9 protein-coding genes are annotated in these 13967 nt (G+C 63.5%); 3 read left to right on the top strand and 6 right to left on the bottom strand.

Annotation, left to right across the window (positions count from 1 at the left end):
* Positions 1-13: 13 nt before the first annotated feature.
* Positions 14-946: a mechanosensitive ion channel family protein gene (locus ACLBKT_RS15500; RefSeq protein ID WP_410183886.1), complete on the top strand. Its 933-nt coding sequence runs from the start codon at positions 14-16 to the stop codon at positions 944-946.
* Here the strand turns inward: ACLBKT_RS15500 and ACLBKT_RS15495 are convergent.
* The 6 genes from ACLBKT_RS15495 to ACLBKT_RS15470 all read right to left on the bottom strand — a co-directional run bounded on the left by ACLBKT_RS15495 (position 885) and on the right by ACLBKT_RS15470 (position 4803).
* Positions 885-2282 carry an MATE family efflux transporter gene (locus ACLBKT_RS15495; RefSeq protein WP_410183885.1) on the bottom strand — a complete coding sequence of 466 codons (1398 nt, stop codon included), beginning with the start codon at positions 2280-2282 and terminating at the stop codon, positions 885-887. The genes ACLBKT_RS15500 and ACLBKT_RS15495 overlap by 62 nt on opposite strands.
* A 209-nt stretch (positions 2283-2491) precedes the next feature.
* On the bottom strand, positions 2492-2863 hold the full coding sequence (rplL, locus tag ACLBKT_RS15490; RefSeq protein ID WP_410183884.1) for a 50S ribosomal protein L7/L12: 372 nt from the start codon (positions 2861-2863) through the stop codon (positions 2492-2494).
* Positions 2864-2946: 83 nt separating this feature from the next.
* The gene (gene rplJ / locus ACLBKT_RS15485) at positions 2947-3459 is read right to left on the bottom strand and encodes a 50S ribosomal protein L10 (RefSeq protein WP_410183883.1); all 513 of its coding nucleotides are present in this window, start codon (positions 3457-3459) and stop codon (positions 2947-2949) included.
* Between the two features lie 402 nt (positions 3460-3861).
* Complete coding sequence (locus ACLBKT_RS15480; protein ID WP_410183882.1) at positions 3862-4098, bottom strand: helix-turn-helix domain-containing protein; 237 nt, start codon at positions 4096-4098, stop codon at positions 3862-3864.
* Positions 4098-4643 carry a DUF2975 domain-containing protein gene (locus tag ACLBKT_RS15475; protein WP_410183881.1) on the bottom strand — a complete coding sequence of 182 codons (546 nt, stop codon included), beginning with the start codon at positions 4641-4643 and terminating at the stop codon, positions 4098-4100. The genes ACLBKT_RS15480 and ACLBKT_RS15475 overlap by 1 nt, the downstream gene beginning before the upstream one ends.
* Positions 4644-4665: 22 nt before the next feature.
* Positions 4666-4803 (bottom strand): hypothetical protein, encoded by a 138-nt coding sequence (locus ACLBKT_RS15470; RefSeq protein ID WP_410183880.1) that lies wholly within the window; start codon positions 4801-4803, stop codon positions 4666-4668.
* A 425-nt stretch (positions 4804-5228) separates the two neighbouring features.
* On the opposite strand from ACLBKT_RS15470, the gene rpoB reads away from it, so the two are divergent.
* Positions 5229-9428, top strand: a complete 4200-nt coding sequence (rpoB, locus tag ACLBKT_RS15465; RefSeq protein WP_410183879.1) for a DNA-directed RNA polymerase subunit beta — start codon at positions 5229-5231, stop codon at positions 9426-9428.
* Positions 9429-9502: 74 nt separating this feature from the next.
* Positions 9503-13807, top strand: a complete 4305-nt coding sequence (rpoC, locus tag ACLBKT_RS15460) for a DNA-directed RNA polymerase subunit beta' (RefSeq protein ID WP_410183878.1) — start codon at positions 9503-9505, stop codon at positions 13805-13807.
* Positions 13808-13967 lie beyond the last annotated feature (160 nt).

Raw genomic sequence — 13967 nt, 5'->3', positions numbered from 1 at the left:
GCCTGTTCGCCCGATGACTTCCCCCAAGCTTCCGCCCAAAATCGCCTCGCGGCTTGGCGATGAGATCGATATGGCCACCCGCGCCTGGCAGTGGTTCCTGGAGAGTATCCCACAGATCGCGGGCGCCATCGCCGTGCTTGTCATCGGCGTGATTCTGGCGCGGCTGCTGTCACGCGGCGCGGACCGCGCGCTGACGCGCTCGGGCCGGATCGAGCCGACGGTCGCCAAATTCCTCAGCAACATCATCAAATACGCGCTGTGGGTGGTGGTCGCGGTGACCGTGCTGACCCAGTTCGGCGTGCAGACGACCAGCATCATCGCGGCCCTTGGTGGTCTCGCGCTGGCGGTGGGCCTGGCGCTGCAAGGCACGCTGTCGAACGTGGCGGCAGGCGTGATGATCCTGATCCAGCGGCCCTTCCGGGTGGGGGAGGCGATCACGGCGGGCATCGTCACCGGCACCGTGCAGGCGATCGGGCTGTTTACGACCGAGATCCTGCAATATGACGGGCTCTACGTGATGGTCCCCAATAACGAGCTGTGGAACAAGCCGATCATCAATTTCTCGCGGATGCCGACGCGCCGGTTCGAGCTGCTGGTCGGGATCGGCTATAGCGACAGCATCGAACAGGCGCGCCGCGAAATGCTGGCGCTGGCAGACAGCGATCCGCGCGTGCTGGCCGAACCGGCTCCCGTCGTGTTCGTTTCGGCTCTGGCCGACAGTGCGGTGACGATGGGGATGCGGGTGTGGTGCAAGACCGAGGACTATCTCGGCCTGTCATGGGCCCTGACCGAGGCGGCCAAGATCCGCTTTGACGACAAGGGCATCTCGATCCCCTTCCCGCAGCAAGAGGTGCACCACATCACCGAACCGGCGAAGAAAAAGCCTAAGACGCCGGCTGCCCCCGCGTCAGACCCAAAACCTCGCGGCGGTTCCAGCGCCAGATAAGCCCGGCGGCGGCGAAGAACAGCCCGGTTGCCAGCCCGATCCACACACCGGTGCCCTCCAGCGGAGTGAAGAACCCGAGCCCCACCGACATGCCGATTCCCGGCACCCAGTAGCTGAAGATCGCGATCCACATCGGGATGCGGGTGTCCTGCAATCCCCGCAGCGCTCCGGCGGCGACGGCTTGCACCCCGTCGGCCAGCTGGAAGATCGCGGCGAGCACCAGATATTGCAGCGCAAAGGCCACCAGCGCGGCATTGGCCGGTGCGCTCGGATCGACATAGATGCGCAGCAGCAGTTCGGGAAACAGGATCATCGCGCCCGCCGTCAGCGTCATGAAGCCCGCGCCGATGGCCAGCGCGACCCAGCCCGCGCGGCCCGCACCCACACGGTCGTGCGCGCCGTAGTGATAGCCCACCCGGATCGCTGCGGCCTGTCCCACGCCAAACGGCACCTGGAACGCGAGCGCCGCCAATTGCAGGGCGACCGTATGCCCGGCCAGCTCCGCCGCGCCGAACCGCCCCATCAGGAACGCCGCCGCGCCGAAAATACCCGCCTCGGCGGTGATCGTCAGGGCAATCGGCGTGCCGATCGCGACAATCTGCCGGAACCGCGCCCAGTCGGGTGACCAGATCCGGCCCAGCACATGGTAGCGGTGCAGCCGCCGGTCGGCGCGGATCGCAGCGATGTAAGCGCCGACGGTGAAAAAGCCGGTGAGGATCGTCGCCACCGCCGCGCCGGACAAGCCCATCTCGGGCGCGCCGAATTTGCCGTAGATGAAGACATAATTGGCCCCCGCGTTGACGAAGATGCCAAGGCCGGTGATCGCGGTCGCAAAGATCGGGCGGCCCAGCGCCGAGACGAAATTGCGCAGCACGCCCGCCAGCAGCATCGGGACCATCGAGAAGATGATGACGCTGTTGTAGGCGTTCGCCAGCGCGCGGATGCCGGGTTGCTGGCCCGAAATCTGCATGATCGGATCGAGCAGCAGGCACAGGCCCATGCCCGCTGCGCCCGCAAGCACAGCCAGCCACAAGGCCATCCGTACTGATCGGCGCACCGGCCGAAGCGCTGGCGCGCGGGCGCCGACCGCTTCGGCAATCAGCGGCGCCACCGCGCCCGTCAGACCGGTCAACGCCCACAGCACCAGCCCGAACAGCGAGACCGCCAGCGCCGAGGCCGCCAGCTCCTGCTCGCCAAGCCGGGCGATGAAAATCACGTCGACGGCATAGGTCAGCATCTGCAACAGATTGGCAGCCGCCAGCGGCCCCGCGAGCCCGAGGGTCGCGCGCAGTTCCTGCCCCCAGCTGGGCGTATGAAGAGTATGGGCCTGTTGCATGATCGCTTCGTTACCCGCCGGCTGGCGGGCCGGCCCGGATAGGCGCGGCGGCGATTCGGGGGAAGTGCTAATACCGCCGCCGGGGGAAGGGTGTCAGGGCTGGGCGGGCGCTTCCGGGGCAGGCAGGCTGCAAAAAGGGCGACGCCATCGCTGGCGCCGCCCCTGTGTCTGCGAGCGTTTCAAGACACCCGCACATCTTGCGATGAAGATTACTTGAGTTCGACGGTGCCGCCGGCTTCTTCGATCTTCTTCTTGATGTCTTCGGCTTCCGCCTTGTTGACGCCTTCCTTGATGGCCTTCGGAGCCGATTCCACGAGGGTCTTGGCTTCGGTCAGGCCCAGGCCGGTGATGGCGCGGACTTCCTTGATGACCTGGATCTTCTTCCCGCCGTCGCCGGTCAGGATGACGTCGAATTCGGTCTGCTCTTCGGCAGCTTCGACCGCAGCGGCGGGGCCAGCCGCAACCGCGACAGCAGCAGCGGCGCTGACGCCCCATGCTTCTTCGAGGGCCTTGGCAAGGTCAGCCGCCTCGAGGACGGTCAGCTTCGAAAGTTCTTCAACAAGCTTGGCGATATCGGCCATGATGGTTCACTCCAAATTGTGGCGGGGCACCAGAACCGTTCCGACTGCCCCAATAGATTGTTTCGTAAAACGAAAAACGTCTCTTAGACTGCCTTGTCCGCGTAAGCGGCAAACACACGAGCGACCTTCGCGGCGGGTGCGGTAACGACCTGAGCGATCTTCGTCGCAGGCGCGTTGACCAGACCGATGAGCTTGGCGCGCAGCTCGTCGAGGCTCGGCATCGAGGCAAGTGCCTTGATCCCGGCTTCGTCGAGAACGACCGAACCCATCGAACCGCCGACGATTTCGAGCTTGTCGTTCGACTTGGCGAATTCGACAGCGGCCTTGGCAGCCGCGACCGGGTCGTTCGACCAGGCCAGCCCGACCGGGCCGGTGAGCATGTCACCAAGGCCCGTGTAGTCGGTGTCTTCGAGGGCGAGCTTGGCGAGACGGTTCTTCGCAACCTTGTAGGTCGCACCAGCATCGCGCATCTTCCCGCGCAGATCGGTGGACTGAGCCACCGTCATGCCGAGGTTGCGGGTGACAACCACCACGCCGACCTCGTTGAAGACCGCATTGAGCTGGGCAACCGCGTCGGCTTTCTGCGAACGATCCATGCCATACTCCTTCACATTTGGCCGTTCGGGATGGCTCCCGGACGACCGGCTACGTTTTGTCCATGGCGAAGCCGAGGCTCCGACACGGGCGAGTCCGTCGATAGGGAAGGAGGGTGTGCCATCAGGCACGAGCAGGGCGGACCGCGCTGAGCGGGCGCCTGCGAAATCTCGTTTCCCCGTCTAGGCTGGAGATTAAGAAGGCCGTATTGCCTTCACCAACTGTCTCGGACGGATGACCCCGAAGGGATCGCGGCGGCCAATACGGATTTGTCGCCGCGGGTCAAGCAAAAGCAGCGACGCCCCGCCATCAATGGTGTGAGCCCCCGCGCAGGCGGGGGCTCCCGTCGGAGTGGCGCAAGCCATCCAGAGGTCCCCGCCCGCGCGGGGAAGCGCAGGGCGTTACTAGTCTCTCTCGTAGGCCAGCAGGTCGCCCGGCTGGCACTCGAGCTCGCGGCAGATCGCGGCGAGGGTGGAGAAGCGGATCGCCTTGGCCTTGCCGGTCTTGAGGATCGACAGGTTGGCCAGCGTCAGATCGACCCGTTCGGCCAGTTCGGTCAGCGTCATGCGGCGGGCATAGAGCAGGTCGTCAAGCTTCACCATGATGCGGGTTCCTTCGAGATCATCGTTGATGGGGGGCATCACACGGTTCCTTCCAGGTCTTCGCGCATCGCTGCGCCGTGGCGGAACACGCGGGCGAGGATGAACAGGGTCAGGATGAGGAGCACCGGTGTCACGTTAACGTCGAAGTCGCCCTTGATCGAGGTTTCGGCGAACTGGCTGGCCCAGCGGGCGACGAATGCGGCGGCGCCGGTGGCGACAAAGGACAGCGCGTAAATGGCAATCTGGATCCACCCCATGGCGCTGAGGCGGTCGGCGTTCTCGGGGACGAAAGGGTCTCCTGATGCGACCGTATCAATGATGCCACGCAGCTTGCCGAAGAACAGGAACACCAGCACGCACAGGGCGCAAACCACCGCCAGCAGGCCGAGCACGGCGCCGAGGGGCATGGCGGTGATATCGGGGCCGAATTCGGTCTGCATCTCGGTGTGGATGGTGTCCTGCACGAAGGGGAGCGTGACTGCGACCAGCGCGACCACTCCGGCAGCGAAGGCCATGGCCCCCTGAATCAGCAGGGTCAGCGATTTTCCTGCAAGCAACAGCAGATCGTTTCCAGGGGATTTCATCGGGCAATTCCTTTCGGAGGGCTCAGGCGAGGGTGGGCAGGTCGAGCGCGACGGGGGCAGCGGCCTGGGCCGACGGGACGGTGACGATCGCGCCGATGGACGCGAGCGAGAGGACGAGAGCAGCGCAGGCGGCAAGCGCGGTATTGGCAATGCGGTTCATATCGATTTCCTTGGTTGGGCACATCGTGATTCGATAAAACCCCTCTAATCCGATTCGCGACATATCGTCAATCAATAATATTGAAAAACGATATTGCCCGTGTCGTTTTACGGTAAGCCCGGCGGAACAGCCCCGCGGCCTGCCGCGCCTGCATTGACATCGCGCAGGGGCACTCCTACATCGCCGCCTCGCGCTCGCTTCGAGCAAGACCGATTCATGCGCGGGAACCGGTCTAGGAATGGAAGCAGCGACAGCCAGTTTCGCGACGCAATGATATGCTGCTGCCAGCACCGACCAGATGGGCGGGGCTGGGCATGCAGCGTTTGTGCGTTGGAGAACGGCCAGTTTTCGCGTGGAACGACAGCGATTTTTCCCGTCCGCGCGAGCCTCTCTCGCGTGGCCCAATCAAAGAGGCCTACTCCTCCATGGCAACCAAGGCGAAGCCGCCCGTCACGCGCAGCCGCAAGGCGCAGGGCACCGCTAAGAAGCGCATCCGCAAGATCTTCGGTGACATTCACGAAGTGGTGCAGATGCCGAACCTGATCGAGGTTCAGCGCGAAAGCTACGAGCAGTTCCTGCGGTCGGACAAGTCGACCGGCTATGTCTCGGGCCTCGAAAAGACCCTGCGTTCGGTCTTCCCGATCCGCGATTTCGCCGGCACCGCCGAGCTCGATTTCGTGCACTACGAACTCGAAGAGCCCAAGTACGACACAACCGAGTGCCGTCAGCGCGGCATCACCTATGCCGCCCCGATGAAGGTCACGCTGCGCCTGATCGTGTTCGAGGTGGACAGCGAAACCGAAACCCGCTCGGTTCTCGATATCAAGGAGCAGGACGTCTACATGGGCGACATGCCCCTGATGACGGACAATGGCACCTTCATCATCAACGGCACCGAGCGCGTGATCGTCTCGCAGATGCACCGTTCGCCGGGCGTGCTGTTTGATCACGATCGCGGCAAGACCCACTCCTCGGGCAAGCTGCTGTTCGCCGCGCGCGTGATCCCCTACCGCGGCTCGTGGCTCGATTTCGAATTCGACGCCAAGGACATCGTCAACGTCCGCATCGACCGCAAGCGCAAGCTGCCGGTCACGGCGCTGCTGTATTCGCTCGGCCTCGATGCCGAGGATATCCTGCACCACTTCTACAACACCGTGACGTGGGAACGCGCCAAGGATGGCTGGAAGATTCCGTTCCAGGCCGAAGCCTGGCGAAATGCCAAGCCGACCTTCGCGCTGGTCGACGCTGCCACCGGTGAGGAAGTGTTCCCCGCCGGTCTCAAGATCTCGCCGCGCGCTGCCAACAAGGCCGCCAAGGATGGCCTGAAGGAGCTGCTGCTGCCGACCGAGGAAGTCGTGAGCCGCTACGCCGCGGGCGACATGATCGACGAGAGCACGGGCCGCATCTATATCGAAGCGGGCGATGAAGTGACGCTCGAGCACATCGAGACGCTCGACAAGGCCGGGATCGATACCCTGCCGCTGCTCGACATCGACGAAATCAACACCGGCCCGTGGATCCGCAACACGCTGAAGGCCGACAAGGCCGAGAACCGCGACGAAGGTCTCGAAGCGATCTACAAGGTCATGCGTCCGGGCGAACCGCCGACGAAGGAGACCGCTGAAGCGCTGTTCGAAGGCCTGTTCTTCGACGCCGAACGCTATGACCTTTCGGCTGTCGGCCGCGTGAAGCTCAACATGCGTCTCGGCCTCGAGTGCGAAGACACCATCACCACGCTGCGCAAGGAAGATATCCTCGCGGTGGTGAAGGAGCTGGTCGGCCTCAAGGACGGCAAGGGCGAAGTCGACGACATCGACAACCTCGGCAACCGCCGCGTGCGTTCCGTGGGCGAACTGCTGGAAAACCAGTACCGCGTCGGCCTGCTGCGCATGGAGCGCGCCGTGAAGGAGCGCATGAGCTCGGTCGACGTCTCGACCGTGATGCCGAACGACCTCATCAACGCCAAGCCCGCCGTGGCTGCGGTGCGCGAGTTCTTTGGCTCCTCGCAGCTGTCGCAGTTCATGGACCAGACCAATCCGCTTTCGGAAGTCACTCACAAGCGCCGCGTTTCGGCGCTTGGGCCGGGTGGTCTGACCCGTGAGCGCGCGGGCTTCGAAGTGCGCGACGTTCACCCGACGCACTATGGCCGCATCTGTCCGATCGAAACGCCGGAAGGCCCGAACATCGGTCTGATCAACTCGCTGGCGTCGTTCTCGCGCGTCAACAAGTACGGCTTCATCGAAACGCCATACCGCAAGGTGATCGACGGCAAGGTCACCGCCGACGTGATCTATCTGTCGGCGATGGAAGAGCAGAAGCACACCGTCGCGCAGGCCTCGGCTGAGCTGAACGCGGATGGTAGCTTCGTCGAAGAACTGGTCTCGGCGCGTCACAACGGGGACAACCTGATGGCGATGCGTGAGAACGTGACGCTGATGGACGTGTCGCCGAAGCAGCTCGTTTCGGTCGCGGCCTCGCTCATTCCGTTCCTCGAAAACGATGACGCCAACCGCGCGCTGATGGGCTCGAACATGCAGCGTCAGGCGGTGCCGCTGGTGAAGGCGGAGGCGCCGTGGGTCGGCACCGGCATGGAAGAAACCGTGGCGCGCGATTCGGGCGCGGCGATTGCGGCCAAGCGCGGCGGGATCGTCGATCAGGTCGACGCCACCCGTATCGTGATCCGCGCCATCGGCGATGTCGAACCCGGCCAGTCGGGCGTCGACATCTACACCCTGCAAAAGTTCCAGCGTTCGAACCAGAACACCTGCATCAACCAGCGTCCGCTGGTGAAGGTGGGCGACGTGATCGAACAGGGTGACATTATTGCCGATGGCCCCTCGACCGATCTGGGCGAGCTGGCGCTGGGCAAGAACAGCCTCGTCGCGTTCATGCCGTGGAATGGCTACAACTACGAAGACTCGATCCTGATCAGCGAACGCATCGTGAAGGATGACGTCTTCACCTCGATCCATATCGAGGAGTTCGAAGTCATGGCCCGCGACACCAAGCTCGGGCCGGAAGACATCACGCGCGACATCCCGAACGTCGGCGAGGAAGCCCTGCGCAACCTCGACGAGGCGGGCATCGTCTATATCGGTGCGGAAGTTCACCCCGGTGACATTCTGGTCGGCAAGATCACACCCAAGGGTGAATCGCCGATGACTCCGGAAGAAAAGCTGCTGCGCGCGATCTTCGGCGAAAAGGCGAGCGACGTGCGTGACACCTCGCTGCGTCTGCCCCCGGGCGTGGCTGGCACCATCGTCGAAGTCCGGGTGTTCAACCGCCACGGGATCGAGATCGACGACCGTACCCGTGCGATTCAGAACGAGGAAATCGAACGTCTCCGCAAGGACGCGGCGGACGAGCGCAACATCCTCAACCGTGCGACCTACAACCGCCTGCGGGACATGCTGATCGGCCAGACCGCATCGGCTGCTCCCAAGGGCGCGAAGAAAGGCGTGGAGATCACCGCCGAGATGCTCGACGAGCTTGAGCGTTTCGAATGGTTCAAGTTCGCTGTCGCGGATGATGGCCGTCAGGCGCAGATCGAAGCGGTCAAGACCCAGTACGACGAAGCCGTCGCGGTGATCGATGCCAAGTTCCATGACCGCAAGGAAAAGCTGGAACGCGGCGATGAACTCGCGCCGGGCGTGCTTAAGATGGTCAAGGTGTTCGTCGCGGTGAAGCGCAAGCTGCAGCCGGGCGACAAGATGGCCGGCCGCCACGGGAACAAGGGTGTGATCAGCCGCATCCTGCCGATCGAGGACATGCCGTTCCTCGAAGACGGGACCCCGGTCGATCTCGTGCTCAACCCGCTCGGCGTGCCGTCGCGTATGAATGTCGGTCAGATCTTCGAGACGCACCTCGGCTTTGCCGCCCGTGCCCTCGGCCATGAGATCAAGGACATGCTCGATGCCTGGCGCGCGGCGAACCCGAATGCTGCCGAAGATTACGCCGGTGTGAAGCCCCCCGAAGCGGTGGTCGATCGTCTGAAGGACATCTACGGCGACCAGTATTTCGAGGATCTCGACAGCCGCTCCACGGCCGATATCGTCGAACTGGCGGGCAACCTTGCGGCGGGCGTGCCGATGGGGACCCCGGTGTTCGATGGCGCGCGCGAGCAGGACGTGTCGGACATGCTGGTCAAGGCCGGGATCGACTCGTCGGGTCAGTCGACGCTCTATGACGGCCGCACCGGTGAGGCGTTCGACCGCAAGGTCACTGTGGGCATCATCTACATGCTCAAGCTGCACCACCTGGTCGACGACAAGATCCACGCGCGTTCGATCGGGCCTTACTCGCTCGTCACCCAGCAGCCGCTGGGCGGCAAGGCGCAGTTCGGCGGCCAGCGCTTCGGCGAAATGGAGGTCTGGGCGCTTCAGGCCTACGGCGCGGCCTACACCTTGCAGGAAATGCTGACGGTGAAGTCCGACGACGTGGTCGGCCGCACCAAGGTCTATGAAGCGATCGTCAAGGGTGACGACACCTTCGAGGCTGGCATCCCTGAGAGCTTCAACGTGCTGGTCAAGGAAATGCGCTCGCTGGGTCTGAACGTCGAGCTGAAGTCGATCCTCGACGACGAGGACGCCGACCAGGCCGACTACGGCGCGATTGCAGCGGAATAAGGCGCAGGGCCGGGGGTAAAACCTCGGCCCCGCCCCTCCGCCTGAGAGTTTCATCCCCCTAAGGGAACACAGTCATGAATGAACTGAGCAAATTCAGCAACCAGCTGGCGAAGCCCGAAACCTTTGACCAGATCCAGATCGGCATCGCCTCGCCCGAGCGTATCCGCTCGTGGTCCTATGGCGAGATCAAGAAGCCGGAAACCATCAACTACCGCACGTTCAAGCCCGAGCGTGACGGGTTGTTCTGCGCGCGCATCTTCGGTCCCGTGAAGGACTACGAGTGCCTGTGCGGCAAGTACAAGCGCATGAAGTACAAGGGCGTCGTCTGCGAAAAGTGCGGCGTTGAAGTGACCGTGACCAAGGTCCGCCGTGAGCGGATGGGCCACATCGAACTGGCCGCGCCCGTCGCGCACATCTGGTTCCTGAAGTCGCTGCCCTCGCGCATCGGCCTGCTGCTCGACATGCAGCTGAAGCAGCTTGAGCGCGTGCTCTATTTCGAAAGCTACATCGTCACCGAACCCGGTCTGACCCCGCTGGAGAAGTTCCAGCTGATGACCGAAGACGAACTGCTCGAAGCGCAGGACGAATATGGCGAGGACGCCTTCACCGCCGATATCGGCGCGGAAGCCGTGCGCACCATGCTGATGCAGCTCGACCTTGAGGCCGAGCGTGATGCCCTGATGGAGGAGCTGGCGACCACCAAGTCGGCGCTTAAGCCCAAGAAGATCATCAAGCGTCTGAAGGTTGTCGAAAGCTTCATCGATTCGGGCAACCGCCCGGAATGGATGATCCTTGAAGTGATCCCCGTGATTCCGCCCGAGCTGCGCCCGCTGGTGCCGCTCGATGGCGGTCGCTTCGCGACGTCCGATCTCAACGATCTCTATCGCCGCGTGATCAACCGCAACAACCGCCTGAAGCGCCTGATCGAACTGCGCGCGCCGGACATCATCGTGCGCAACGAAAAGCGCATGTTGCAGGAAGCCGTGGACGCGCTGTTCGACAACGGCCGCCGTGGCCGCGTCATCACGGGCGCCAACAAGCGTCCGCTCAAGTCGCTGTCCGACATGCTCAAGGGCAAGCAGGGTCGCTTCCGTCAGAACCTGCTCGGCAAGCGCGTCGACTATTCGGGCCGTTCGGTGATCGTGACCGGGCCGGAACTCAAGCTGCACCAGTGCGGGTTGCCGAAGAAGATGGCGCTCGAACTGTTCAAGCCGTTCATCTACGCCCGTCTGGATGCCAAGGGTCTCTCCATGACCCTCAAGCAGGCCAAGAAGTGGGTCGAGAAGGAGCGCAAGGAAGTCTGGGACATCCTTGACGAGGTGATCCGCGAGCACCCGGTGCTGCTGAACCGCGCGCCGACGCTGCACCGCTTGGGCATTCAGGCGTTCGAGCCCGTGCTGATCGAAGGCAAGGCGATCCAGCTGCACCCGCTGGTCTGCTCGGCCTTCAACGCCGACTTCGACGGTGACCAGATGGCGGTCCACGTGCCGCTGTCGCTGGAAGCCCAGCTCGAAGCGCGCGTGCTGATGATGTCGACCAACAACATCCTCTCGCCCGCCAACGGCAAGCCGATCATCGTGCCCTCGCAGGACATGGTGCTGGGGATCTACTACCTCTCGATGGAGCGGCAGGAGAAGCACCCGGAATACCTCGAAAACGCCGATGGCACCAAGGTCGAGCGTCTCCCGCGCTTCTCCGACATGGCCGAAGTGCACCAGGCGCTGGAAGCCAAGGCTGTCACGCTCCACACCCGCATTCTCGCCCGCGTTCCGCAGGCCGATGAAAACGGCAACGTGGTGATGAAGCGGTTCGAGACGACCCCGGGCCGGATGCTGATTGGCGAATGTCTGCCCAAGAACCACAAGGTTCCGTTCGACATCATCAACCGCCTGCTCACCAAGCGTGAAATCGGCGACGTGATCGACCAGGTCTATCGTCACACCGGTCAGAAAGACACGGTGCTGTTCGCCGACGCGATCATGAGCCTCGGTTTCCGTCATGCGTTCAAGGCGGGGATCAGCTTCGGCAAGGATGACATGATCATCCCCGATGCCAAGATCGAACTGGTCGAAAGCACCAAGGCGCTGGTGGCCGAGTACGAGCAGCAGTATCAGGACGGTCTGATCACGCAGCAGGAAAAGTACAACCGCGTGGTCGATGCCTGGTCGAAGTGCGGTGACCTTGTGGCCGACGCCATGATGGAGCGCATCAAGGCGACCCCGATCGATCCCGAGACGGGCAAGGAAGCCCAGATCAACTCGATCTACATGATGAGCCACTCGGGCGCCCGTGGTAGCCCGGCGCAGATGAAGCAGCTTGGCGGGATGCGCGGTCTGATGGCCAAGCCGTCGGGCGAAATCATCGAGACCCCGATCATCTCGAACTTCAAGGAAGGTCTGACCGTTCTTGAATACTTCAACTCGACCCACGGCGCCCGCAAGGGCCTCGCGGACACCGCGCTGAAGACCGCCAACTCGGGTTACCTGACCCGCCGTCTGGTCGACGTGTCGCAGGATTGCGTCATCGTCGAGGAAGATTGCGGCACGCAGAACGCGCTGGAAATGCGCGCGATCGTGCAGGGCGGCTCGGTCATCGCCTCGCTCGGCGAGCGTATTCTCGGCCGCACGGTCGCGGAAGACATCGTTAACGCGGCGACCGGCGAAGTCATCGTGACCGCAGGCACCCTGCTCGACGAAGCGATGGTCAAGGCGATCGAGGCGGCGGAAGTCCAGTCGGCCAAGATCCGCTCGCCGCTGATCTGCGAAGCCGAACAGGGCGTCTGCGCGACCTGCTACGGCCGCGATCTGGCCCGCGGGACCCCGGTGAACATCGGCGAAGCGGTGGGCGTCATTGCGGCGCAGTCGATCGGCGAGCCCGGCACCCAGCTGACGATGCGGACCTTCCACATCGGCGGCGCGGCGCAGCTCAACGAAACCTCGCACCTCGAGGCGATTTCGGAAGGCCGCATCGAACTGCGCGACATGCCGACCATCTCGGACAAGCAGGGCCGCATCCTCAGCCTTGCACGCAATGGCGAAATTGCCGTGATCGACGCCGAAGGGCGAGAGCGTGAAATGCACAAGGTGCCTTACGGGACCGTCATCAAGTTCAAGGATGGCGATCACGTGAAGATCGGCGACCGTATTGCCGAGTGGGATCCGTTCACGCTGCCGATCATCACCGAGCAATCGGGTGTGGTGAAGTATCAGGACCTGATCGAGGGCATCACGCTCGAAGAGCAGGTCGATGATGCGACCGGCATTGCCCAGCGCGTCGTCACGGAAAACCGTGCGACGGGCCGCAAGAAGAAGGAAGACCTGCGTCCGCGCATGACCCTTCTGGCCGAAGGCAGCGGGGAAATCGAAGCGGCGCGTTACATGCTCGCTCCGGGCACGACCCTGTCGGTATCGGATGGCGACACGGTGCAGGCGGGTGACATTCTCGCCCGTGCCAGCCGCGAAGCCGCCAAGACCCGCGACATCACCGGCGGTCTGCCGCGTGTGGCCGAACTGTTCGAGGCGCGGATGCCCAAGGACGTCTCGGTCATCGCCAAGATCTCCGGCCGGATCGAATTCGTCCGCGAATACAAGGCCAAGCGCAAGATCGCGATCATTCCCGAGGAGGGCGAACCGGTAGAATACCTGATCGCCAAGACCAAGGTGATCGACGTGCAGGAAGGCGATTACGTGAAGAAGGGTGACACCCTTGTTTCCGGCTCGCCCAACCCGCACGACATCCTCGAAGTCATGGGCGTGGAGGCGCTGGCCGAATATCTCGTTGACGAGATCCAGGAAGTCTACCGCTTGCAGGGCGTGAAGATCAACGACAAGCACATCGAGGTGATCGTTCGCCAGATGCTGCAGAAGGTCGAGATCACCGATGGCGGGGACACCACCCTGCTGCCGGGCGAGCAGGTCGATCTGGCCGAGATGCTCGAAATCAACGCCAAGCTCGCCAAGGGCAAGCAGGGCGCATCGGGCAACCCGGTGCTGCTCGGCATCACCAAGGCGTCGCTGCAAACCCGCAGTTTCATCTCGGCGGCCTCGTTCCAGGAAACCACGCGCGTGCTGACGCAGGCGGCGGTCGAAGGGAAGAAGGACACCCTGATCGGTCTGAAGGAAAACGTGATCGTCGGCCGTCTCATCCCCGCCGGTACCGGCGCGGGCATGAACCGTCTGCGCGTCACCGCCAACAGCCGCGACGCGGCGCTGAAGGCGGCGTGGAAGAAGCAGCAGGAAGCCCTTGCGGCGACCGGTCAGCGCGAAGCTGAACCGGCCCCGGACGCGGTCGGCTCGGAAGAGAAGATGAAGGCAGCGATGGCAGCCATGGCGGCTGCTGCGGCTTCCGCCCCCGACGCGGATGACGCTGGCGAGGAGTAATCCTCGCCAGCCCGCGCGGTAGAAAATCGCCCCGCCTGAGCTTCGGCTCAGGCGGGGCTTTTCTTTGGCACAGCTTCGGGATGATCGCCTAAGACGCTATTGCAAATCACTCGCATGTAACCTAAGCCTGAGTCTGTCTCCACGGCACGCACACGCGAGG

Origin of the sequence: Erythrobacter sp. W302b (genome assembly GCF_046452395.1) — a bacterium.
Taxonomy (GTDB): domain Bacteria; phylum Pseudomonadota; class Alphaproteobacteria; order Sphingomonadales; family Sphingomonadaceae; genus Erythrobacter.
Note: the sequence above shows the minus strand (reverse complement) of the source record. Positions and strands in the feature narration are given on the sequence as shown.